General features: G+C 65.5%; 19 protein-coding genes. 9 read left to right on the top strand and 10 right to left on the bottom strand.

The annotated features are described in order from the left end of the window. Positions 1-6: 6 nt before the first annotated feature. Entirely contained in the window at positions 7-1,368 is a 1,362-nt protein-coding gene (gene xseA, locus BLU39_RS17200) for an exodeoxyribonuclease VII large subunit (protein ID WP_092715068.1), read from the top strand. A 94-nt stretch (positions 1,369-1,462) separates the two neighbouring features. On the opposite strand, the gene BLU39_RS17195 is transcribed toward xseA, so the two are convergent. The 6 genes from BLU39_RS17195 to BLU39_RS17170 all read right to left on the bottom strand — a co-directional run bounded on the left by BLU39_RS17195 (position 1,463) and on the right by BLU39_RS17170 (position 9,568). Further along, entirely contained in the window at positions 1,463-3,913 is a 2,451-nt protein-coding gene (locus BLU39_RS17195) for a TonB-dependent receptor (protein ID WP_092715066.1), read from the bottom strand. Positions 3,914-4,020: 107 nt separating this feature from the next. Beyond that, the gene (locus BLU39_RS17190; RefSeq protein ID WP_092715063.1) at positions 4,021-5,061 is read right to left on the bottom strand and encodes an ABC transporter ATP-binding protein; all 1,041 of its coding nucleotides are present in this window, start codon (positions 5,059-5,061) and stop codon (positions 4,021-4,023) included. A 1-nt stretch (position 5,062) separates the two neighbouring features. Next, entirely contained in the window at positions 5,063-6,430 is a 1,368-nt protein-coding gene (locus tag BLU39_RS17185; protein WP_092715061.1) for a GH1 family beta-glucosidase, read from the bottom strand. 27 nt (positions 6,431-6,457) lie between these two features. After that, complete coding sequence (locus BLU39_RS17180; RefSeq protein WP_092715058.1) at positions 6,458-7,276, bottom strand: carbohydrate ABC transporter permease; 819 nt, start codon at positions 7,274-7,276, stop codon at positions 6,458-6,460. Continuing rightward, entirely contained in the window at positions 7,273-8,262 is a 990-nt protein-coding gene (locus BLU39_RS17175; RefSeq protein WP_092715056.1) for a carbohydrate ABC transporter permease, read from the bottom strand. The genes BLU39_RS17180 and BLU39_RS17175 overlap by 4 nt, the downstream gene beginning before the upstream one ends. A gap of 7 nt (positions 8,263-8,269) precedes the next feature. Next, complete coding sequence (locus BLU39_RS17170; protein ID WP_092715053.1) at positions 8,270-9,568, bottom strand: extracellular solute-binding protein; 1,299 nt, start codon at positions 9,566-9,568, stop codon at positions 8,270-8,272. 392 nt (positions 9,569-9,960) lie between these two features. Here BLU39_RS17170 and BLU39_RS17165 point away from each other — a divergent pair, with 392 nt between their 5' ends. The 4 genes from BLU39_RS17165 to BLU39_RS17150 all read left to right on the top strand — a co-directional run bounded on the left by BLU39_RS17165 (position 9,961) and on the right by BLU39_RS17150 (position 15,879). After that, positions 9,961-10,980: a LacI family DNA-binding transcriptional regulator gene (locus BLU39_RS17165; RefSeq protein WP_034751748.1), complete on the top strand. Its 1,020-nt coding sequence runs from the start codon at positions 9,961-9,963 to the stop codon at positions 10,978-10,980. Positions 10,981-11,192: 212 nt separating this feature from the next. Then, complete coding sequence (locus tag BLU39_RS17160; protein WP_034751750.1) at positions 11,193-11,771, top strand: superoxide dismutase; 579 nt, start codon at positions 11,193-11,195, stop codon at positions 11,769-11,771. Positions 11,772-11,900: 129 nt separating this feature from the next. Next, the gene (locus BLU39_RS17155; protein WP_092715022.1) at positions 11,901-14,873 is read left to right on the top strand and encodes a sensor histidine kinase; all 2,973 of its coding nucleotides are present in this window, start codon (positions 11,901-11,903) and stop codon (positions 14,871-14,873) included. Positions 14,874-15,003: 130 nt separating this feature from the next. Continuing rightward, entirely contained in the window at positions 15,004-15,879 is an 876-nt protein-coding gene (locus BLU39_RS17150) for a Kdo hydroxylase KdoO (RefSeq protein ID WP_092715305.1), read from the top strand. A 6-nt stretch (positions 15,880-15,885) separates the two neighbouring features. On the opposite strand, the gene BLU39_RS17145 is transcribed toward BLU39_RS17150, so the two are convergent. Beyond that, the gene (locus BLU39_RS17145) at positions 15,886-17,466 is read right to left on the bottom strand and encodes a CYTH and CHAD domain-containing protein (RefSeq protein ID WP_092715020.1); all 1,581 of its coding nucleotides are present in this window, start codon (positions 17,464-17,466) and stop codon (positions 15,886-15,888) included. Between the two features lie 121 nt (positions 17,467-17,587). On the opposite strand from BLU39_RS17145, the gene mgrA reads away from it, so the two are divergent. Continuing rightward, a complete protein-coding gene (gene mgrA / locus BLU39_RS17140; RefSeq protein ID WP_092715018.1) occupies positions 17,588-18,628 on the top strand; it encodes an L-glyceraldehyde 3-phosphate reductase in 1,041 nt (346 codons plus the stop codon). Positions 18,629-18,714: 86 nt separating this feature from the next. Next, positions 18,715-19,197, top strand: coding sequence for a hypothetical protein (locus BLU39_RS17135; RefSeq protein ID WP_092715016.1), 483 nt, complete (start codon positions 18,715-18,717; stop codon positions 19,195-19,197). Here the strand turns inward: BLU39_RS17135 and BLU39_RS17130 are convergent. The 3 genes from BLU39_RS17130 to BLU39_RS17120 form a co-directional block, all read right to left on the bottom strand. Then, on the bottom strand, positions 19,182-19,658 hold the full coding sequence (locus BLU39_RS17130; protein ID WP_092715014.1) for a DUF2244 domain-containing protein: 477 nt from the start codon (positions 19,656-19,658) through the stop codon (positions 19,182-19,184). The two genes, BLU39_RS17135 and BLU39_RS17130, sit on opposite strands and share 16 nt — an antisense overlap. A gap of 81 nt (positions 19,659-19,739) precedes the next feature. Continuing rightward, positions 19,740-20,057: a hypothetical protein gene (locus BLU39_RS17125; RefSeq protein ID WP_092715011.1), complete on the bottom strand. Its 318-nt coding sequence runs from the start codon at positions 20,055-20,057 to the stop codon at positions 19,740-19,742. A 115-nt stretch (positions 20,058-20,172) separates the two neighbouring features. After that, the gene (locus BLU39_RS17120) at positions 20,173-20,502 is read right to left on the bottom strand and encodes a hypothetical protein (RefSeq protein ID WP_092715009.1); all 330 of its coding nucleotides are present in this window, start codon (positions 20,500-20,502) and stop codon (positions 20,173-20,175) included. A 284-nt stretch (positions 20,503-20,786) separates the two neighbouring features. Here BLU39_RS17120 and BLU39_RS28670 point away from each other — a divergent pair, with 284 nt between their 5' ends. Then, the gene (locus BLU39_RS28670) at positions 20,787-21,104 is read left to right on the top strand and encodes a DUF4148 domain-containing protein (RefSeq protein WP_046682653.1); all 318 of its coding nucleotides are present in this window, start codon (positions 20,787-20,789) and stop codon (positions 21,102-21,104) included. A gap of 122 nt (positions 21,105-21,226) precedes the next feature. Continuing rightward, positions 21,227-22,639 carry an efflux transporter outer membrane subunit gene (locus tag BLU39_RS17110; RefSeq protein WP_092715005.1) on the top strand — a complete coding sequence of 471 codons (1,413 nt, stop codon included), beginning with the start codon at positions 21,227-21,229 and terminating at the stop codon, positions 22,637-22,639. Positions 22,640-22,703 lie beyond the last annotated feature (64 nt).

Raw genomic sequence — 22,703 nt, 5'->3', positions numbered from 1 at the left:
AGCTTTATGATGACCGACAACCCCACTGACAGCGGCTTTGCCGCCCCGCCCGTGCTGACCGTCAGCGCCCTGAACCAGGCCGTCGCGCGCCTGCTCGAGCGCTCGTTCCCCCTGACCTGGATCGCCGGCGAGATTTCCAACTTCACGCGCGCCGCTTCCGGCCACTGGTACTTCACCTTGAAGGACGATGGCGCCCAGGTCCGTGCCGTGATGTTCCGCGGCCGCGCCCAGTACGCGGGCTTCACGCCGCGCGAAGGCGACAAGGTCGAAGTGCGCGCGCTCGTCACCCTGTACGGCGCGCGCGGCGATTACCAGATCAACGTGGAAGCCATCCGCCGCGCCGGCGTGGGCGCACTGTACGAAGCATTCCAGCGCCTGAAGGAAAAGCTGGCCGCGCAGGGCCTGTTCGACCAGGAGCGCAAGCGCGCCATCCCCATGTTCGCGCGCAGCATCGGCATCGTCACCAGCCCGCAGGCGGCCGCCCTGCGCGACGTGCTGATCGCGCTCAAGCGCCGCGCGCCGCACGTCAACATCATCCTGTACCCGACACCCGTGCAGGGACAGCAGGCGCCGGAAAAGATCGCGCACGCCATCCGCACGGCATCGACAAGGGCCGAGTGCGACGTGCTGCTCGTGTGCCGTGGCGGCGGCAGCATCGAAGACCTGTGGTCGTTCAACGATGAAGCCGTGGCCCATGCGATTGCCGACTGTTCCATGCCCGTGATCAGCGGCGTGGGACACGAGACGGATTTCACCATCGCCGACTTCGCGGCCGACCTGCGCGCGGCCACGCCGACGGCGGCGGCCGAACTGGCGGCCACGCCGCGCGCCGACTGGATGGCGTCCCTGCGCGCCGATGCGGCCGATTTGCGCCGCGCCATGCGCCGCAGCCTCGACGACGCGGCGCAAACGCTGGACCGCCACAGCCGCCGCCTGCTCAACCCGACAGCGCAGCTGCGGAAGCAGCGCTTGCAGCTGCTGGCCCTGTCGACGGCCATGACGCATGCGGCGCGCGCGCCCCTGAACCAGTCGCAGTACGCGCTCGAACGCCTGCGCTCGCGCTGGGCCAACCTGCGGCCCGACGTCACGGCATCGCGCGCGCGGCTGCTGGAAGCCCAGCGGCGCAGCGGCGCGGCCATGGCGCAGCAGCTGGGCCAGCGGCGCCACCGCCTCGACGGCCTGGCGGCGCAGCTGGAACTGCTCAATCCCCAACGCACGCTGGAACGCGGCTACGCCATCCTGCGCGATGAAAAAGGGAATATCGTGCGCTCGCCGGCGCAGCTGCAGGCGCGCCAGAACGTCAACGTGCGCCTGGCCGAAGGCAGCGCGCAGGTCGGCATCGCCAGCGTGCAAGCCAGCCTGGAATAAGCGTTGGAATAAAAAAGGCCGGGGAAGAACCCCGGCCCAACACCTTCCCTACTGAGTGGACTGCTACCGCAACTGCTCTTTCACACTACCTGACTTAGAACTTCATCGACACGCGCGCGCCAAACGTGCGCGGCGCGTTGTAGAAGGCGCCGTAGATCTGCTGCGTCGGCTGGCATGGCATGCCCACGTCCGTGCAGATTTCATTGACGTCCAGCTTGACGGCCTTGTCCGTGGCGTTCTGCACGAACGCTTCGACCGTGTAGGCCTTGTTGGCCGGCTGGAAGCGCAGGCTCAGGTCCAGGGTCGTGTAGGCTTCCTGGCGCTTGACGCCGGCGTGGCCCGGCACGTCGCCGTTGAACGCGCCCGCCCCCACGTACGACATGGTTTCATAGTGCACCGAAGCGCGCGGCGTGAGCTGGCCGCCGGCGACCGTGAAATCATGCTCGTACTGCACGGTGGTGGAAAACTTCGGCGCATGCTTCATGGTGCTGCCGCCCACGTTCACCAGTGGCGCCGTCGAACCGCAGGACTGCCCATTCGCGCGCGCCGCATCGACGTCGCACGAGAGAAAATCGTCATACACGGCTTTGAGCCAGGTGGCGTTGCCCGTCAGGCGGTCGACCTTCGTTGGCCGCCACACCCATTCCGCTTCCAGGCCCTTGACGGTGGCGCCGGCCGCGTTGAAGTTGGCCAGCACGCTGTTGACCACCTGCGACTCGAGCTTGTCCTTGTACTTCATCAAAAACGCGTCGAGGTTCAAGGTCAGTTCGCGGTTCAGCAAGTCCGACTTGAAGCCGATTTCATAGCTGGTCAGTTTTTCCGGCTTGGTGGTGGCGCCGCCGTCGCCGATGGCCGGCGAATGGAAGCCCGTCGTCACGGAACCGAACAGCAGGATGTCGGGGCGCAGCTTGTACTCGATGCGGCCCAGCCAGGTGGCCTGGCCGTATTTCAGGTCGGCCGTATTGTCGCCCGGCGTATTGCCGCAGGTGGCGGCCGTGATGGCGCCGCCCGGGCCGATATTGTGCGTGTTGGCCAGGCCCGTGCCCGGCGTGACGAGCTGGCGCAGCTGGTCCGCAGTGAGGACCGTGGTGCCCAGCGGCGTGTTGGCCGGCCAGTTCGGGCATGCCCAGTTCTTGCCGCCGATATCGAATTTATGGTCTTTCGTGTAGCGCGCGCCGGCCGTCAGCTTGATCTGGTCCGTCACTTGCTGGCTGACCTGGCCGAACACGGCTTTCGATTTGAGCTGGCGGTCGCCCTGGATGAAGGACATCGAGGACGCGTACTGGCCCACGGTCGGCTGCACGAAGATCACGGCGCCGTTGGCGATATCCTGCTGCACGGCCGCCTGCGAAATCTGGCTGCGGTCGATATCGAAGCGCACCTTGTTCTTTTCATTGAACAGGAACAGGCCGGCCACCCACTGGAACGGCGCGTCGTCATCCGAGCGGGCCTGCAGCTCGTGCGAATAGCTGTCGAACTGCGCCCAGTCCGTGCGGTTTTCCGACTTGAAGCCGGGGAACAGGCCCGCATCGGAGTCGTTGCTGTTCTGGCGCTTGTAGCGGCTCCAGCTGCCCAGGTACGTGAAGTCCAGCGCGTCCGTCGGCTTGTAATTGAGCTTGCCCTTATAGGTCAGAATCGACTGGTCCAGGGTGCCTGACGTATCGATCAGGGCCGAGCGCAGTTTTTCACCGGGTTTCGGTTCGGCCGCCAGGTAGACGTTGCCGGCGCCCTGGTCGAGGAAGTAGTCGGCGATGAAGGTACCGCGCAGCTGCGGCGTGAACTTCCACAGCAGCGAGGCGCGCACGCCCATCTGGTCGCCGGCGCCATACTTGGCAGTACCCGGCATGACGTTCGAGCCGCGGCGGAAATCCACCGTGCCGTCGTGGCTATCCTTGATGGCGGCGATGCGCAGCGCCACGTCGTCGGAAAACGGGATATTGATCATGCCCTGCGTCTGCAGATGGCGGTAGTCGCCCACCGTGATGCCGGCCGAGCCCATGAACTTGGCCGTGCTCGGCGCGGCGGAGACGAGGTTGACGGCGCCGGCCGTCGAATTGCGGCCGTTCAGGGTGCCCTGCGGTCCGCGCGCCACCTCGACGTGCGACAGGTCATACATCAGCGCCGTGGCGCCCTGCGGACGCGGCGAATACACGCCATCGACGTAGAAGGCGACGGCCGGGTCGCCCAGCTCCGTGTGGTTGGCCGAACCGACGCCGCGCATGTAGACGTGCACGCCGCCCGAGTCGCCATGCTGCTCGACGACGAGGCTGGGCACCATGGTCGCCAGCGAGGCCAGATCCTTAACCTGGTTGTTTTGCAGGGTGTCCTGGTTGAAGGCGGTGACGGCCAGCGGCGTCTCCTGCACGAAGGTATTGCGGCGCGTGGCCGTGACGACGATGCGGTCCATCTGCTCGGCGGCCGGCTTTGCCGCGTCCGTGGCTGCAGCCTCCTGGGCCATGGCGGCGCCGCTGCCCAGCAAGATGAACTGGGCGAAGGTCGCATGCGCCAGGCTGAGGGCGATGGTATTGCGTTTGAGCTGTTGCATTGTTGTTGTCTCCTGTACCGCTGGTTGATTGATGATCACATAGCTCTTTGGCTATTGCTGCACATTTTTTGGGTGTCAATCTGAAGTCATGTCGCCTCCGTGCGGGGTCAATGGGTAGCCACGGCGCGACCGGCCGTGTCGAATAGAAAGGCATGGCCTTCTTCCGGCGCAAAGCCGATGGCGCTGCCCTGCGCCAGACTGTGGCGCGCCTCGCCGTGCAGCTTGATGGCCACCGCGTGCGAACTGCCGTCGAGCGTCGCGTGAATGATTTGCGCGTCGCCCAGCTGCTCGATCAGGGTCACCGTGGCGCCGTAGCCTTCGTGACGCGGCACCAGACGCAGGTGCTCGGGGCGTATGCCGACCAGCATGCCGGCCTCGCCGCCAAGCTGGCTGGCCAGCGCGGGGACGGCGGCGCACGGCAAAAAGTTCATGCGCAGCGCGCCGATGAAGCCGGCCACGAACTGGCTGGCCGGATGGCGGTACAGGTCCAGCGGCGCGCCCACCTGCTCCAGGTGGCCGCCGTGGAAGACGGCAACCCGGTCACCGAGGGTCATGGCTTCGACCTGGTCGTGCGTCACGTAGATCATCGTCGTGCCCAGTTCCTGGTGCAGCTTGGCCAGCTCGATGCGCGTCTGCACGCGCAAGGACGCGTCGAGGTTGGACAGCGGCTCGTCGAACAAAAACACCTTGGGCTGGCGCACGATGGAGCGGCCGATGGCCACGCGCTGGCGCTCGCCGCCCGACAGGGCCTTGGGTTTGCGCTCGAGCAGGTGCGTGATCTGCAAAATCTCGGCTACCTTGCCGACGGCCGCGCGCACTTCCGCTTCCGGCTTGCCCGCCAACTTGAGGGCAAAACCCATGTTGTCGCGCGCCGTCATGTGCGGATACAGGGCGTAGCTCTGGAAGACCATGGCGATGCCCCGCTCGGCCGGCGCCACGTCGTTGGCCAGCAGGTCGCCGATGCGCAGCTGGCCCGCGCTGATGTCTTCCAGTCCCGCAATCATGCGCAGCAGGGTCGACTTGCCGCAGCCGGACGGTCCCACGAACACCATGAATTCGCCGTCATGGATATCGAGGTCCAGGCCCTTGACGATTTCCGGGCCGTCGCCGTAGGTCTTGCGGATGCCGCGCAGGGAGATGGCGGCCATGTCAGTGCTCCTCGGCCAGGACGGCGGCGTGGGATGCGCGCTGGGCCGCGATGAAGTCGCGGTACCACAGGGCGCTGTCCTTGAAGCTGCGCTGCTGCGTGGCGTAGTCGACGTACAGCATGCCGAAGCGCTTGGCGTAGCCCGAGTTCCACTCGAAGTTGTCCATCAGGCTCCAGTAGAAATAGCCGCGCACGTCGATGCCCTGCGCGATCACGGCGCGCAAGGCGTCCAGGTGCAGCTGCACGTACTCGATGCGCGGCGCGTCGTGGATCTTGCCGTCGACGGGCTTGTCGGCCACGGCCATGCCGTTTTCCGTGATGTAGACGGGCGGCAGCCGGTATTCGCGGTGCAGGCCGACGAGCAGTTCCGTCAAGCCCTGCGGATAGGTTTCCCAGCCCATGTCGTTGACGCCGAGCTTGCACTCGGGCTTGCGCGGCGGCGTCTCGGCGCTCATGAAAGCGCGTGTGTAGTAGTTCACGCCGAGGAAATCGATGGGCTGCCTGATATCCATGAAATCGTTTTCAAAGATGACCAAAGCTGAAGCGTCGACGTGTTTCAGGGCCAAAGCCGGGTAGCGGCCCTTGAAGATGGCGTCCATATACCACTGCACCGAGCGCGCATATTCGAGTTCGGCCAGTTCGCGGTCCTGGGCGCTGTCGGTGGCCGGCGTGGCCGTCCATTGATTGAGCACGATGCCCAGTTTCGCGGGCGGATTGACGGCGCGCATCGCCTGCATGGCCAGGCCGTGCGACAGCAGCAGATGGTGCGACACTTGCACGGCGGCGGCCGGGTCGGCCATGCCGGGCGCGAACTGGCCTGTGCCGTGGCCCAGCACGGCCGTGCACCACGGTTCGTTATGGGTGGCGATGCTGGCGACCTTGTGGCCGAAGCGGCGCGCCACCTCGGCCGCATAGGCGGCGAAGTGGTAGCAGGTGGCGCGATTGAGCCAGCCGCCCTCGTCCTGCAAGGCTTGCGGCAAGTCCCAGTGATACAAGGTCAGGTGCGCGTCAAGCCCCTTGGCGGCCAGGGCGTCGAGCAGGCGCCCATAGAAATCGAAGCCGGCCTCGTTCCAGGCGCCGGAACCCGTGGGCTGCACGCGGGACCAGGACATGGAAAAGCGGTAGGCGTTCACGCCCAGGCTGGCGATCAGTTCCACGTCCTCCGCGTAGCGGTGATAGTGGTCGCAGGCCACGTCGCCATTGCTGCCGTCGATGATCTTGCCGTCCGTGTGGCTGAAGGTATCCCAGATCGAGGGGCCGCGGCCGTCGATGGCGGCGGCGCCCTCGATCTGGTAGGCGCTGGTGGCCACGCCCCAGGTGAAGGTGGCGGGAAAGTTGGTGTCAATGTCGTCGTTATGCATGGTGGTCATGTCAGTGTGAGTGGATTAAAGAGAGTGCTAGCCTTTGACGGCGCCCTGGGTCAGTCCTTCAATTAAACGCTTCGAGGCGACAAAAAACATCAGCAGCAGCGGCAGCACGGCGATGGCGGCGCCCGTCATCAGCGCGCCCCACTCCGTGTTGTTCGGCGCCTGCATGCTGCGCAGGGCCAGCGGAATCGTGTAGTTCTCGACCGAGCGCATGACGACCAGCGGCGTGATGAAATTGTTCCAGGAGTTGATGAAGGTGATCAGGCCCAGGGTGCCCATGGCGGGACCGATCAGCGGCAGCACGACGCGCCAGTAGATGGCGAATTCGCCGCAGCCGTCGATGCGCGCCGCCTCGATCAGATCCTTCGGAATCGCCGTGCCGATGTACTGGCGCATCAGGAAAATCCCCAATGCGCCGGCCGCTCCCGGCACGTACAGGGCGCGCGGCTGGTCCAGCCATCCGAAGAAATCCATCAGCATGAAGGTCGGAATCATGTTCATGAAGGACGGAATGATCATCGACGCCATCACCAGGGTGAACAGGGGCCGCTTGAAGCGGAACTCGTACATGGCAAACGCATAGCCGCCCAGCGAGCAGAAGAACAAGGTCAGCGCCGTCGTCATCAGCGCCACGTACAGGCTGATGCCGATATTGCGCCAGAACGGCAGGCGCTCCTGCAGCAATTCCAGGTTGTTGAGCAGGGCCGTGCCGAACCAGCGCGGCGGCGGCAGGCTGTAGATCTCGGCGCTTGTGTGCGTGGCGAAGACGAACATGAAGTAGAACGGCGCGACCATGATCAGGGCGCCGATGGCCACCATGGCGTAGGCCGTCCAGCGGGTGGTTTTCATCGGACCTCCTTGCGCTCATTGCGGCTGAAAATGCGGTTGTTGACCCAGGTGGTGCTGGCGATGATCAGGAACAGCAGCCAGGAAATGGCCGACGCCGTGCCGAAGTCGCCCGAGGAAAACGCCGTCTTGTAGACGAAGATGGCCGTCGTCATCACCGACTGGCTCACGCCGCTCGATTCGGCCACCAGCACGAACGGTTCCTCGAACAGCTGCAGGTTGCCCATGATGGTGAGTGTCACGGCCAGGTAGATCATCGGACGCAGCTGCGGCAAGGTGATGTACCAGAACTGCTGGCGTTTCGACGCGCCGTCGATGGTGGCCGCTTCATACAAATCCTTGGGGATCACCTGCAGCGCGGACAGATACAGCACCAGGTTCCAGCCCAGGTAGCGCCAGAAAATGACGAAGGCGACGGCCGGCTTGATGAACAGCGAGCTGCCCAGCCAGTCGATCGATTCGGCCGGGAACAGGCCACCGATTAACGGCAGGCTGGCGCACCATTGCAGCAGCACATTGATCTGGCCATAGTCGCGCGAGAACAGGGTGTTGAAGACCATGGCGATGGCCACGCTGGACGTGATGAACGGTAAAAAGTAAATGCCGATCACCAGGTTGCGCGAACGCTTGAAGCTGTTGTGGATGAAGGCTGCCAGCGGAATGGCGACCAGGTGCTGCGGCACGCCCGAGGCCAGCGCCAGCCAGACGGTATTGCCCAGCGAACGCAAAAACCACGGGTCGCTCAAGGCGTACTTGTAATTGTCCAGGCCCACCCACTGCATGGCTTCCACGCCGCTGGCCGCTTCCCACTGGTTGAACGACAGATAGATGGAAAACAGCAGCGGGAACAGGCTGAAGACGGCGAACAGGATGAAGAAGGGGCTGATGAAAAGATACGGCGCCCACGTCTTCATGTTGTAGCGTTTCCTGGCGGGCCGCGCCGCAGCTGCAGCGGGCGCGTCCTCGGTACAAGGCATGGAGGTAGTCATGCTGCTCCTAGCGCCGCGCGCGGTGGGTGATCAGGGCCTTGGCGTCGGCCAGGGCCGTCTTGATATCCTTGTTTTGCGCCAGCACGCTTTCCAGTTCCATGTTGACGATGTCGCGCGCCACGGCGTCGAACTTGTCGACGCGGATGACGGGGATTTTGGCCGCCGTGTCGCGCGCCAGCAGGCGCGTCTTCTGGCCGCCGAAATACGGCTGCGGCTCGTCCATCATCGGGTCCGCATACGCGGCCTTGAGGGCCGGGAAGGCGCCGATCTCTTTGAGCGAGTGCAGCTGGATATCCTTGTTCACGGTCATGAACTTGATGAATTCCCAGGCCTGGGTTTTATTCGCCGCCTTTTTCGGAATGCCGTAGAACGAGCCGCCGTACGACGCCAGCGCGCCGGCCGGCAGGTTCGCCGCGCGCCACTGGCCCTTGGAATCGGGCGCCAGCCACTTGGCCAGGTGGCCGCTGAGCCACGAACCCATCATCTGGCTGGCCACCTTGTCGCGCTTGAAGCCTTCGGCCCACTCGCCCGTCCAGGCCACGGTGCGCGCATCGATGCCGGCGACCCTGGCCGCCTTGGCCAGTTCGAACGCTTTCACGAAGCGGGGCGAGTCGACCAGCACCTGGCCCTTGTCGCCAAAATAGATGCCTTCACCATCTTTTAAATTGGCGCGGATAACAATGTCGGCCAGGTCGCTGGCGCCGGCCAGCAGATAGGTGCCGGTGGCGGCCTTGAGCTTCTTGCCGGCCGCGATATACGACTCCCACGATTGCGTCAGGTCGGTTTCCTGGATGCCCGCCTTGTCCATCAGGTCCTTGCGGTAGAACAGGGTGCCAGGTCCCAGGTCGGCCGGCATGGCGCCCAGGGTGCCGCGCGAACTGGTCGCCTGCACGAAGGTGAACGGCACGAACAGGGCGCGGTACTGCCCTGCGCCGTATGGCGGCTGCAGCAAGTCTTCCATGCCCTTCGATTCGGCGAAGCTGCCGACATAGCGGAAGTCGATGGCCATCACGTCGGGCAGGCGCGCGCCGGCCGCCAGCGCCGTCGTCATCGAGTTATGGTGGTCGTCGATCTGCAGGCTGACCAGCTTGACCTTCACTTGCGGATACAGCTTTTCCCACAGGGGCAAGGCCGTTTTCACGGCGCGGTCCAGGTCGGGGAACGAGGCGACGGTAATCGTGGCCGGGGCCAGCGCCGGCAACGGTGCGGCCTGCGGGAGGACGGTCGGCGTAGCGGGTGCGGCGGCCACGCCAAAGGCCAGGGTCAGCGCTGCCAGAGGGGCGGCGCCAAGGATGCTTGACTTCATTATTTCATCTCCGTTTATTGAGCGTCTTCTATCTTGAAAACGTTTTCACAACATGTGTCCATTTAACACCGCAAAGAAAATCAAGTCAATCGAAAAAGTTGTCATTTTTATTGAGGGCAGCGTGACAAGGTCCACGCCATGGCGCGTGTTCTCCTATGAAAAAGGCGAAAATACAGACTGTGGAGATTGCTGTTGTTTTTTGTGAAAACGTTTTCAAGCGTAGGTCGGATTAGCGCATGAGCGCGTAATCCGACGTGCACAGCCAACAATATGTCGGGTTACGCCCTGCGGGCTAACTCGACCTACAGCCCCTATAGGCATTTATGGTAATCTTTCGATGAAAAGGTTTTCAGAGCACTGAGAACCAGCCATCTTGACACCCAGGAATCACCTTGAACGATAGCGCCCACGCTGCTCCCCCTTCCACCCTGCTCGACGTGGCCCGCCAGGCCGGCGTGTCGCCCAGCACCGTCTCGCGCATCCTCAATGGCACGGCCAGGGTGTCCGACGACAAGCGCGACGCCGTGCTGGCGGCCATCGCGCACATGAAATTCGCGCCGAATCAGATGGCGCAAGGTCTGAAGAAGGGCCGCTCGATGACCATCGGCATCGTGGTGCAGGATATTTCCAGCCCCTTCTTCGACGAAAGCCTGCGCGGCGTGGACGACGGCTTGAAGGACACGGGCTATGCGTCCGTCATCGTCAGCGGGCACTGGAATGCGCAGGAAGAGGCGGACCGCATCCGCTTGCTGCTGGCGAGGAAGGTCGACGGCATCATCCTACTGTCTGGGCGCATCTCGGACGAGAGCGTGCTCGATTTCTCGCAGCAGCGGCCCATCGTCTCGACGGGCCGTCTGCTGGCCACGAAAAGCGCCATCGGCTTCAAGCTCGACAACGAATACGGCGCCTACCTGGCCGTGCGCCACCTGGTGGAGTTGGGCCACCGCCGCATCGCCTTCGTGGCCGGCCCCGCCAACAACACGGATGCGGCCGAGCGCCTGACGGGCTACCAGCGCGCGCTGCGCGAAGCGGACATCGCCATCGACCCGAAGCTGATGGTGGAAGGCGATTTCCACGAGGCAAGCGGGATGCTGGCCATGAACCATTTGTTCGATACGCAGCAGCAATTCAGCGCCGTCTTCGCCGCCAATGACCTGTCCGCCTACGGCGTGCGCCTGTGCCTGTACCGCAAGGGCATCCGCGTGCCCGACGATATCTCGCTCGTCGGTTTCGATGACTTGCCCGGCTCGTCCTACACGACGCCGCCGCTGACGACCATCCACCAGCCCCTGTACGACATCGGCCGCATCGCCACGGAAGCGCTGCTGGGCCTGATCAATGGCGAGGCCGTGCAGGCGGCCATTCCACCGCTGGAACTGATCGTCAGGGAAACCACCCGGCGCATCCGTTGAGGCTTGCGGCTGGGAACTTTTCCGCCCGATTCAGGCTGAACGAGAATCACTACGCCAAAGGCATCCGCGACGCGTGCCGGAATCTGCAGCAATGGCGCATCCGCTTTACAATAGTGGCTCGTTCAGCAAGAATGCCTGCTTCAAGCAAGCTTGGCTCAACCCTCCGGCCACAGGCCGGTAGACTCCGAATACTCACCACAAAGGGACATCACATGGAACATACTCTGCCACCACTGCCGTATGAAATGGACGCTCTGGCGCCGCATATTTCGAAAGAAACCCTGGAATACCACTATGCCAAGCATCACCAGGCGTATGTCACCAACTTGAACAACCTGATCAAGGGTACCGAGTTCGAGAACCTGTCGCTGGAAGAGATCATCAAGAAATCGTCGGGCGGCATCTTCAACAATGCAGCCCAGGTATGGAACCACACCTTCTACTGGAACGGCATGAAGCCGGCCGGCGGCGGCGCGCCTGCGGGTGCCGTGGCTGACGCGATCAACGCCAAATGGTCGTCGTTCGACAAGTTCAAGGAAGAATTCACCAAGTCGTGCGTGGGCAACTTCGGTTCGGGCTGGACCTGGCTGGTGCAAAAAGCCGACGGCTCCGTCGACATCGTCAACACCTCGAACGCCGGCTGCCCGCTGACCACCGGCGACAAGCCGCTGCTGACCTGCGACGTCTGGGAACACGCCTACTACATCGACTACCGCAACCTGCGCGCCAAGTACGTGGAAACGTTCTGGGGCCTGGTCAACTGGGACTTCGTTGCCAAGAACTTCGCGTAAGCGCCAGTTCCTGTCAACGTAGGGCGAAAAGAAGCCTGCGCCACCCGCGCAGGCTTTTTTTTTGCCTGCTGAAAGGCACGGCGCTGCGCTACAATCACTGCCCCGCCACCGCTATCTTCCCCTGCCCCGATGTCCGCTCGCCTGCTGCGCCGCCTGTTGATCCTGCCCCTGCTGGCGTGCCACCTGCACGCGTGCGCTGCCGCCCCGTCTCCCCTGCTGTCCGACTACACCCACAACGCCTGGGGCGCCCTGCAAGGCGCGCCCGTCGACGTGCTGAAATTCGCCCAGGGCAAGGATGGCTGGCTGTGGATCGCCACGGCCACCGGCTTGTACCGCTACGACGGCGTGCGCTTCGACAGGGTCGACAGCGTGTACGGCCACCGCCTGCCGTCGAGCAATGTGCTGGGCCTGGCCACGCCGGCGGACGGCGCCGTGTGGGTCGGCTACCGCCTCGGCGGCGTCAGCGTCTTTCGCAAGGATGGCGTGCGCACCTACCGCGAGGCGGACGGCTTGCCGCCGGGCGCCGTGTTCCATATCGAGGTAGCGCCCGACGGCGCCATCTGGGTCGGCACGCGCGATGGCGCGGCGCGCCTGGCGCCGGGCGCGGACCGCTTCGTTGCGCAAGCGGCCAACGTGGGCCTGCCCGACAAGCGCGTCTACCAGATCCTGTTCGCGCGCGATGGCACGCAGTGGATGGGCACAATGCATGGCGCCTATTTCCGCAGGCCGGGCGAGCCGCATTTTTCCCATGCCTGGCCGCGCACCATCCTCACCGGCATGGATGAAGCGCCCGATGGCGCCATCTGGGCCGTCGATGCGCAAAGCAATTACTATCGCGTGCGCACCAGCGCGCCGCGCGGCGGTGCGCCCATCCGGCCCGACGCCAGGGGCAACAGCATCCGTTTCGACCGCGCCGGTACCATGTGGCTGATGCAGCCCGACGGCATCGAACGCAAGTTCGACCCTTCCGGTCCCAGCCTGCCGGCCCAGCGCCTGACGCGCCAGAACGGCATCAGCGGCCCGTTGCCGCAAACCTCGTTCCAGGACCGCGAAGGCAATCTGTGGTTCGGCACCTCGACGGGCCTGGACCGGCTGCGGCCGAACCGCCTGAAGACCCTGGCCGTGGCCGTACCCTTCGACCATCCTGGCATGCTGCCGGGGCCCGACGGCGACGTATGGATCGGCGACTATGTCAGCGACGTGCGCAGCTTTACGGCCGACGGCATGAAAAAAGTGATCTTGAAAGGGGCCTTGGCGGCCAGCCACTGGGCGCCCGACGGCACGCTATGGCTGGGCAACGAGCAGGAACTGCACCATCGCGCGCGCAACGGCGCCATGACGCGCGTGGTGGCGCCCGTGCAGGGACTCGATCCGCAGGCCCTGCAGCAAGACCGCTCGGGCGCCCTGTGGGCCTCGTTTTCCGGCGGCGGCCTGTTTCGCCTGAACGACGGAAAATGGAGCGCGAACGGTGGCCTCTCGGGCTTGCCGACGGTGCTGACGACGGCCATGGCGATGGATGGGGCAGGCACCGTCTGGCTGGGCCATGCCGACAATACCGTCAGCCTGGTGGCCGATGGCCAGCGCGCGGGCGCCGTCAGGCGGCTCGGCGCGCCCGAGGGACTGCAAGTGGGCACCGTGCTGCAGCTGTACCGCGATGGCGACGCGATGTGGGCTGGCGGCGAAAATGGCGTGGCCCTGTACCGCGCCGGCCGCTTCCACACCTTGCGCGGCGCGCGCGGCGCGGCGTTTCGCGGCGTGTCGGGCATCGTGCGCCTGCCGGACGGCGACCTGTGGCTGCATGGCGCGGACGGCATAGCCCATATCGGCGCCGCCAGCCTGGCCGCGTGGATGCGCGACGGCAGCGCTGTTGCCTCGGAACGCTTCGACGCGCTCGACGGCTTGCAGGGCCATGCCTCGCAGCTGCGCCCCGTGCCGTCGCTGATCCATGCGCCCGATGGCCAGCTGTGGTTTTCCACCTCGGCCACCATCGGCATGCTCGACCCGCTGCACATCCGCCGCAACGCCCTGCCGCCGCCCGTGCAGATCCACAGCCTGCTGGCCGATGGCGCGCGCTACGCGCTGGACGACAGCAAGCCGCTGCACCTGCCGCAGGGCAGCAAGACCCTGCAGATCGGCTTCACGGCCCTGAGCCTGTCGATGCCGGAGCGCGTGCGCCTGCGCTACAAGCTGACGGGCGTGGACACGGGCTGGCAGGAGGCCGTGGGACGCCGCGAAGCCTACTACACCAACCTTGCGCCTGGCAGCTACCGCTTCGAGGTCACGGCCGCCAACGAAGACGGCGTGTGGAACACGCAGGGGACAGGGCTAGGCATCGTCATCGCACCGACCTTCGTGCAAACGCCGTGGTTCGTCGTGCTGCTGGCGCTGGGCGCCGCGCTGCTGCTGTATGGCGGCTATGTGCTGCGCATCCGCCACCTGACGCGCGACATGCAGGAACGGCTGCAGGAACGCTTACAGGAGCGCCTGGCCGAACGCTCGCGCATCGCCCGTTCGCTGCACGACACCCTGCTGCAAAGCGTGCAGGGCCTGATCCTCTCGTTCCATGCGCATGCCGACATGCTGCCCAAGGGCACGCGCGAACGGGCGCGCCTCGACGGCACCCTCAATCTGGCCGACCAGTTGCTGATCGAAGGACGCGACCAGATCATGGACTTGCGCGCCTCGGCCGAACCCGACGAACTGCGCCTGGCGCTGCAGCAATTCGGCAAGGGCCTGGCAGAACACCGCGCGCATGCCTTCGCCGTGCATGTGAGCGGCATCTGCCGGCGCCTGCAGCCGCGCGTGCATGACGAAATCTATGCGATCGCGCGCGAAGCGCTGTTCAACGCCTCGCGCTATGCCGAGGCGGCCAACATCGTGCTGGAACTCGACTATGCGGACCATGCCTTCACCCTGCGCGTGCGCGACGACGGCTGCGGCCTCGATGACGCCGTCGCGCAAACGGGCCAGCGGCCCGGCCACTGGGGTCTCGTCGGCATGCGCGAGCGCGCCGCCGCCATCAAGGCCAGCCTGCGCATCGACAGCCGGTCCGGCGCCGGCACGCAGATCGAAGTGAGCGTGCCGGGCCGCCTGGCCTACTGAGCCGCGCCGCTCGCCGCGCTTTCAATGAACCGCGATGTATCCGCACCGTGCGCTGAAGCTGCGCCAGCGCAAACGGGAGCGGGCGGCAAGCGCCCATACTGGCCGCTCCGATGTCTTCCCCGTTTGTGCCATGAGCAAACTCATCGATATTTCCCTGGACCGGTGGGACGCCAGCGGCAGCGCCGCGCAGCAGGCGGCGGCGCTGCAGGCGCTTGAAGATGGGCAGGTGCTGCTGTTGCCCGCGCTGGGCTTTCCCCTGCGACAGGAAGAACAAGCGCTGCTGAACGGCGCCATGGATAGCGCCGGCAGCGCCAAGAACATCAGCTGGGAGCCGGCGCGCGGCGTGCGCGGCCATGGCGACGCCTGCGATGCGACGCTGCTGGCCGCGCTGATGCAGCGCTATGCGCGGCACACGCAGCGCTTGCTGGCCGGCTTGCTGCCTGGCTATTCGGCCCACCTGCAGCAAGGCAAGGGCAGCTTTCGCCCCGTGGAAATTGCCGGCAGGGTGACCTCGTGGCGCAAGGACGATACGCGCCTGCACGTCGACAGCTTTCCCTCCTCGCCCACGCAGGGCCGGCGCATCCTGCGCGTCTTCACCAACATCCATCCGCGCGACGCACCGCGCGTGTGGAAACTGGGCGCGCCATTCGAGCAGGTGGCGCAGCATTTCCTGCCCGCCGCGAAACGTCCGCAACCGGTGCTGGCGGCCCTGCTGCAATGGCTGCGCGTCACCAAGTCGCGGCGCACGGCCTACGACCACTACATGCTGCAGCTGCACGACGCCATGAAGGCCGACCTCGGCTACCAGGCTCAGGTGGAACAGCACACGCATGCGTTCGCGCCGGGCCAGACGTGGATCGTCTTCAGTGACGTCGTATCGCACGCGGCCCTGCGGGGACAGCATGCACTGGAGCAAACCTGGCTGCTGCCCGTGCGCGCCATGGCCGCGCCGCACAAGTCGCCGCTGGCCATCCTCGAGCGCCAGTTGCAACGCCCGCTGGCCTAGCCGGGTTCAGGCCGGCAAGCGGGCCGCCTTGAAGCGCCGCCAGGCCTTGTGCATGCGGCCATCGCTGCCCTGCGCCTGCGCGCGCGCCGCCAGATAGCCGCGCACGAAGGCCGCGTGCAGGCGCAACCCGTCCTGGACGGCCTGGTCGGCCTGGTCAGCCTGAACTTCGGGCAATTGCCGCAGCAGCCGGTCGGCCACCTGCACGTCGTTCAGCCAGCCCAGTTCATCCTGCAAGGCCGACAGCCGCCCCACATATGGTTTCACGGCCCGGCCCGCAAACAGCGAGGCGAAAAATTCCGTCGCATAGCGCGTCTTCTTGGCCGCGATGCGCACCCGGTGGCGCTGCTGCGGCGTCGCATGCGGCAGCCGCTTGCCGCGCTGCATCAGCCGGCGCTGGTCCTTGCGCAGGGTGGCACGGGCAAATGGCGAAACGCGCGCGTCCAGGCGCCGCAACTGGCGCTCGGAACAATTGTCGCGCCAGGCGCGCGCCTGCAGCCAGCGCTGCAAGCCCAGCATGCAAGCCGTGTAGCGCGCCGAGGTGACGGCCTGCGCCGCTTGCACGTGCTTGAGGCGCGCCTGCGCGTGCGCCGCCCCTGCCAGCGCCGCCGCATCCGTGGCCGCCTCGCCGTCGAGCTGCGCCAGGGTATTGCCTGCCAACACATCCCAGTCGCGCGCCTCGCCCAGCGCACCGCCCAGCCAAGCCAGTTCGCCCGTCAACGCATCGGGCAGCGCCAGCAGGGACTTGAACATGCCCAGCGCCGAGCGCAAGCGGCGCAGGCCCACGCGCATCTGGTGCACGCTTTCCACGTCCTCGCCCGCCGCCACGCCATCCTGGTTGCCGCTCACTTGCTCGAGGCAATTGCCGCAGATGGCGACGAAGGCTTGCTGCACCGTCATGCCGTCATCGAGCCGCAAAGGCTGCGCCTTGACGGCTTGCAAGGGATGCGATGCAGCCAAGCGGTAACCGCGCTCCGCCTTGCTCATGTGGCCCAGCTGCAGCGGCACCTCCCGCAGCAGGGCCAGCGCCACGTCGAACAGGCTGGATGCCTGCCCCTGCTTCAATTCCAGTTCGATCTCGCTGACGGGCACGCTGCGCGCGCCACCATCGGCTCCATCCGCGCCGCTTTCGATGACACCCTGGTCCAGCACGCATTCGATCTCGTCGCCCTGCGGCGTGCGCAACTGCCATACGGTGCGCTCCATGCGCGTACTGAACACGGGCCGCAAGGCGTCGCGGATGGCGTCCTGGCGCAGCAGCGCGCGGATGGGCTGCTTGCGGCCGATGGCCGCATCGAGCGCGGCCAGGTCCGGTTGCGGCCCCGGCACCTCGCCCTCCCATTCGTGGCGGCTGTGCAAGCCGCCGCTGACCGTGCCGCCGGCCTTCAGCGTTTGCACCCAGCGCCCGTCCACCTGGCGCACGCGCAGGCCCGCCTGGTGGCGGCACAGCTGCAGATCGGGCGTGTCGACATAGATATCGTGCATCCGCAGCAGTTGCGGCGCACCTTGCACGGACTGCGCCAGCAGCGGATGCGCACGCAGACGGGGGGCGTCTTGCGGCGCCAGCAACAATTTCAATTCGATTTCCATGACCGCTCCTTGCGAGACTTCTCAACGCTTATTGTAAGGCGCGTCCGGCCACGCGCACGGCGCACGCACACGGACCTTGATTTTGCGCGAAAATGAGCGCTTCACTCAACCAGGAGATGTCATGACTTACCACGCCGCCGAGAACCGCTACGACAGCATGCAATACCGCACCTGCGGGCGCAGCGGGCTGAAACTGCCGCTGCTGTCGCTGGGACTGTGGCATAACTTTGGCGACAGCAATAATCTGGCATCGCAGCGCGACATGCTGCGGACGGCGTTTGACCTGGGCATCACGCATTTCGACCTGGCCAATAACTACGGCCCGCCGTATGGCAGCGCGGAAAGCAATTTCGGCAAGCTGCTGCGCGACGATTTTCTGCCCTATCGCGATGAGCTGATCATTTCCACCAAGGCGGGCTGGGACATGTGGCCGGGTCCGTACGGCCAGGGCGGCGGTTCGCGCAAATACGTGCTGGCCAGCCTGGACCAAAGTCTGAAGCGCCTGGGCCTCGACTATGTCGACATCTTTTACTCGCACCGCTACGACGCCGACACGCCGCTGGAAGAAACCATGGGCGCGCTGGCCACCGCCGTGCAGCAGGGCAAGGCGCTGTACGTGGGCCTGTCGTCGTATTCGCCGCAAAAGACGGCCGAGGCGGCCGCCCTGCTGAAGGAATGGAAAGTGCCGTGTCTGATCCACCAGCCGGCCTACAACATGCTCAACCGCTGGATCGAGGAAGACGGCTTGCTCGACACCCTGCAGCAGGAAGGCATGGGCTGCATCACGTTCACGGCGCTGGCGCAGGGGCTGCTCAGCGACAAGTACCTAGACGGCGTGCCGCAGGATGCGCGCGTCAACCGTCCCGGCGGCGGCTCGCTGCTGCAACAGCATTTGAGCGCGGAAAACCTGGCCCGCGTGCGCGCGCTGAACCAGATCGCCGCGCAGCGGGGACAAACCCTGGCGCAGATGGCGCTGGCCTGGGTGCTGCGCGATCCCCGCGTCACCTCGACCCTGATCGGCGCGAGCAGCAGCGCGCAAATCCGCGAAAACGTGGCCGCGCTGCAGCAATTGTCGTTCACGGCCGACGAGCTGGCCGCCATCGACGTGCAGGCGCGCGAAGGCCATATCAATCTGTGGGAAGGTCCGTCGCGGGCCACCTGATCTTGCGCCTTGCCCTGCGCTTGTGGGGCCGGCAGCCAGACGTTACACTGCCGCCTCCACAAGACTGCAACTTGCCACAAGGTCCCATGAAAGCTTTCTCCGCCATTACCCTATGTCTGCTGCTCGGCGCGACCCATGCCCATGCCGCCAACTATTGCGATTCGCCGCAATGGTCTATCGTGCACAACAAGAGCTACGACGAGGTGATGAAGATCGCCACGAAGCGCGACAAGATCCGCGACGCCGAATGCAGCTTTACCGACGTGATCCTGAGAATCCAGAACGAAGAGGCGGGCATCGAGCGCTATCCGGGCATCCTGCTCATCGCCGACCAGCAGGATGAAAACTTCGTCGTCACCAGCCGCGTCGGCGCCTACACCATCTTCAGCTACCGCTATAACGACAAGCAGTTGCTGCAGTTTGCCATGAAGGATCACAGCTGGGCCGAAGGGGAAGAATTCCAGGCCGGCGCCTACAAGATTACCGGCGTCAAGCAGTTCAAGACCATCACGGGCTTCCCCACCACCTTGCTGGTGGTCCAGACTTTCCAGTTTTACGGGCCCAAATAGGGCGGCAGCAGCGCGCATAGCTCCTGCGCCACCTGCTGTCGCCGTTCCGGCGTGGCAAACACGCCCACGTCCACGTGCGCGCCGCCATGGCCGGTATCGTTGATATGTATCAATTGACCTGGCCCTTGCGGCACGACGATACGCATGCGCCACGGTGCAAAGCGGTGGCGGCGGCAACGCCCGGCGCTGACCTGTTCGACGATCAGCTCGCCGTCGCGCAAGGCGATGTGCTCATAGTCGCGCGCATGGCGCAGGTAATGCAGCAGGGCGATGGCCACCAGGCACAGTTCGGCAAGCGAAAACACGGGAATGTACCAGAGGCCGCGCAGCGCAAAGGCGGCGGCAATGACGAGGGAAAACAGGCATAGCAAGCCATAGGCGCGCAGCAGCTGGCGCGCCGTCAAGGCACTGTGGCGCGCCAGCAGCCATTGCGGCTGCTCGCGCGAGTGATCGCGTGGCATGGCGCCTCCCGCACTCCATCACTGCGGCGGCCCTCGCGGCCGCCAGGTTCCGCCAGATCGTTCAGCCGGCTAGCGCCCCGGTCAGGCGCCCATGCGCACCAGCGCATGGCCCACGTGCTGCCACCAGTGATCGCGCGACCTGACCTGTTTCAAACAAGACGTGTCGATTTCCGTGGGAAACACGTGATCCTGGCACGCCTTCGTTTCCAGGGCATGGCGCTGGTTTTCCGCCGCCGCCAGGGCCACGATCAGCCAGAACGCCAGCGCCAGCAATATCACCAGCAAACTCCAGGCCAGGTGATTGGTGTTACTTTTTTCGCCAAAAAACTCGCGCGGCCGCGTCTCGCGGTACATCGACATCAAGTCTTTTTCTTTCTCTTCCGACATCTGCGTTTGCATCCTCTGACATCCTATCCTGTGCAGGCCGGCTGGCCATGGCGGCGCGCACGCCGCCTTGCCGCCATTTTACGCTGATGGCGCCACAGCGGCGGCAATTTGCGGCCAGCCGCCGGCATCAGGGCCGTGGCGCCGGCGTCCCGGAAGCGCCGGGCTCGCCATCGCCCCCCTCCGCCGGCTGCACGGGCGTCATGCTTTCCACGTGGTCGACGTCGATGTCGCCGCCATCGGGCGCCGTATTGCGCGGCTCCACGCCGGCCCGCTCGCCCGTGCCGGCCGCATCGCTGTCGTTATCGAGCTCTTCCGGGTCCTGGCCCGGCACGCCCTGCATGTCGCTGCCGCTGTCGGAACTGTCGCTGGGGCCCAGCGCGCCCTTGCCATGGCCGCTGCCCAGGACGCGGTCGGGGATGACGGGCAAATTGTCCGGATCGAGTGAACTGCCGCTCATGACTGCCTCCGTTGATAAAAAAACCAGCTTACTCCCCTGGCCTGGCCAGCGGCGCACGCCTGCACGGCATTTTCCAAGCAGAAATGCGGCGGCGCACAACTATTTTCATAAATTACTTCACAAATGTACTATTCATTGCTATAGTTAATTCAAGTAAGCATCTTCTCATCCAGAAACTGCTTCATCGGCGGCGCGGCGCCCACCAGCACCGCGCCGCCGAACCGACCGGTACGTGGCGATCCGGCCCATCCACCCAGCCATCATGCACATTTTGGAGTCTTATCATGCAAGCCAAATCACTCATCGCAGCATTGTTTGCCATCACCACCGCCACCTCGGCTTTCGCCCAAAGCGCCGCGCCCGCCACCACGGGCCAGCAATTGTCGCGCGAGCAAGTCACGGCCGAATACATCCGTGCCCGCAACGCCGGCGAAATCGCCACCAGCGAAGTCGACTACCCGAAAACGCCGGCCACCGCCGCCAGCCAGGTGACGCGCGAACAAGTCATGGCCGAGTTCTACGCTGCCCGCAAGGCTGGTCTGATCCCGCAAACGGAAGCGGACTTTGACGTCGCGCAAACGGCAAAACACGTCGTGCAATAAGAAACCCGTCAGCCGGTTTCACTCAGTAACAACTCAGTTGCGGCGCAGCACCCCGGGCCACTCCCGGCGCTCACCGCGGCGAGCTGTCAGCATCGCCCCAACACCACCTTCCGGAGTCCTGCATGTCCCTGCACCGCCGCTTGCTTGCCGCCAGCCTGATCCTTGCCTTGAGCGCGTGCGCCGACATGGGCCATATCGCGCCGCAATCGGCCATGCTCGACGCCAACAAGCTGCAGGCGAGCCAGGCCATGGATGCCGCCGCCAGCGCCGCCATCCAATGGCCGCGCACGCAATGGTGGCAAGACTTGCACGACCCCCAATTGAACCGTTTGATGGACCAGGCCCTGGCCGACAGCCCCACCCTGCGCGGCGCCCAGGCGCGCGTGCGCCAGGCCGAGGCGCTGGCCGGCGCTGCCGAGGACAAGACCCGTCCGCAGGCCGACGCGGCCGTTTCCATCAACCGCGAACTGTATTCGCAGCACGGCAGCACGCCGGCGCCGCTGGCCGGCAATTACGCGTGGCGCAACCAGGCCACTGTCACGGCCTCGTACGACCTGGACCTGTGGGGCCGCAACCGCGCCGCCCTGTCCGCCGCGCTGGGCGACGTGCAGATGGCGTCGGCCGAGTCGCAGATGGCCCGCCTGGCGCTGGAAACGGCGCTGGTGCGCACCTACATCCAGCTGTCCTACGAATTCCAGCTGCAGGACGTGATCGAACGCAGCCTGGCGCAGCGCGCCCGCATCCTCGACATCACGCGCCAGCGCAAGGCGGCCGGCATCGGCACGGACGTCGACGTGGCGCAGATCGAAACCACCTTGCCGGCCGGACGCCGCCAGCTGGAACAGTCGGCCGAATCGCTGGCCCTGCTGCGCAACCAGCTGGCGGCCCTGGCGGGCAAGGGGCCGGCAGCGGGCGCGGCGTTCACGCGTCCCGTGCTGCGCCTAGACCAGCCGCTGGCCATTCCCGCCGCCCTGCCGGCCGACCTGATCGGCCGCCGTCCCGACATCGCCGCCCAGCGCTGGCGAGTGGAAGCGGCGGCGCAGCGCATCGACGCGGCCAAGGCCGAGTTCTATCCGAACGTGAACCTGGCGGCGTTCGCCGGCTTCCAGGCCTTCGGCTTCAGCCATTTCCTCGACGCCAACTCGCAAATCCGCGGCGCTTCGCCCGCGCTGAGCCTGCCCATCTTTGCCGGCGCCCGTCTGCGCGCCCAGCTGGGCAGCCAGACGGCCGTGTACGACGGCGCCGTGGAGCAGTACAACGCCACCGTCATCAACGCCATGTCGGACGTGGCCAACGCCGTCACCCGCGCGCAATCGCTGGCCAAGCAGCACCAGCTGACCGCGCAGGCGCTGGCCACGGCGCAGCGCGCGCGCGACCTGGCGGAGAAGGCCTACAAGGCGGGCATGAGCGACGCCATCGCCATGCTCAACACGCAAGTGGCGCTGCTGGCGGAAGAACAGCAGCAGGCGCAAAATGGGGCGCGCGAGCTCGATCTGTACGTTTCCTTGATGAATGCGCTAGGAGGCGGCATCTGAGCTTGCAATCCTGGCATTGCCCTAGCCCAACAAGATACAATCGGCACTTTATTCACACATGAAG

Origin of the sequence: Janthinobacterium sp. OK676 (genome assembly GCF_900103595.1) — a bacterium.
Lineage (GTDB): Bacteria > Pseudomonadota > Gammaproteobacteria > Burkholderiales > Burkholderiaceae_D > Janthinobacterium.
Note: the sequence above shows the minus strand (reverse complement) of the source record. Positions and strands in the feature narration are given on the sequence as shown.

Coding starts and splice junctions, on each gene's coding strand:
- mgrA (WP_092715018.1), top strand. CDS start 17,588: ATGACTTACCACGCCGCCGAGAACCGCTACGACAGCATGCAATACCGC.
- BLU39_RS17125 (WP_092715011.1), bottom strand. CDS start 20,057: ATGCAAACGCAGATGTCGGAAGAGAAAGAAAAAGACTTGATGTCGATG.
- BLU39_RS17135 (WP_092715016.1), top strand. CDS start 18,715: ATGAAAGCTTTCTCCGCCATTACCCTATGTCTGCTGCTCGGCGCGACC.
- BLU39_RS28670 (WP_046682653.1), top strand. CDS start 20,787: ATGCAAGCCAAATCACTCATCGCAGCATTGTTTGCCATCACCACCGCC.
- BLU39_RS17110 (WP_092715005.1), top strand. CDS start 21,227: ATGTCCCTGCACCGCCGCTTGCTTGCCGCCAGCCTGATCCTTGCCTTG.
- xseA (WP_092715068.1), top strand. CDS start 7: ATGATGACCGACAACCCCACTGACAGCGGCTTTGCCGCCCCGCCCGTG.
- BLU39_RS17185 (WP_092715061.1), bottom strand. CDS start 6,430: ATGACCACCATGCATAACGACGACATTGACACCAACTTTCCCGCCACC.
- BLU39_RS17170 (WP_092715053.1), bottom strand. CDS start 9,568: ATGAAGTCAAGCATCCTTGGCGCCGCCCCTCTGGCAGCGCTGACCCTG.
- BLU39_RS17120 (WP_092715009.1), bottom strand. CDS start 20,502: ATGAGCGGCAGTTCACTCGATCCGGACAATTTGCCCGTCATCCCCGAC.
- BLU39_RS17130 (WP_092715014.1), bottom strand. CDS start 19,658: ATGCCACGCGATCACTCGCGCGAGCAGCCGCAATGGCTGCTGGCGCGC.
- BLU39_RS17190 (WP_092715063.1), bottom strand. CDS start 5,061: ATGGCCGCCATCTCCCTGCGCGGCATCCGCAAGACCTACGGCGACGGC.
- BLU39_RS17195 (WP_092715066.1), bottom strand. CDS start 3,913: ATGCAACAGCTCAAACGCAATACCATCGCCCTCAGCCTGGCGCATGCG.
- BLU39_RS17175 (WP_092715056.1), bottom strand. CDS start 8,262: ATGACTACCTCCATGCCTTGTACCGAGGACGCGCCCGCTGCAGCTGCG.
- BLU39_RS17180 (WP_092715058.1), bottom strand. CDS start 7,276: ATGAAAACCACCCGCTGGACGGCCTACGCCATGGTGGCCATCGGCGCC.
- BLU39_RS17155 (WP_092715022.1), top strand. CDS start 11,901: ATGTCCGCTCGCCTGCTGCGCCGCCTGTTGATCCTGCCCCTGCTGGCG.
- BLU39_RS17150 (WP_092715305.1), top strand. CDS start 15,004: ATGAGCAAACTCATCGATATTTCCCTGGACCGGTGGGACGCCAGCGGC.
- BLU39_RS17160 (WP_034751750.1), top strand. CDS start 11,193: ATGGAACATACTCTGCCACCACTGCCGTATGAAATGGACGCTCTGGCG.
- BLU39_RS17145 (WP_092715020.1), bottom strand. CDS start 17,466: ATGGAAATCGAATTGAAATTGTTGCTGGCGCCGCAAGACGCCCCCCGT.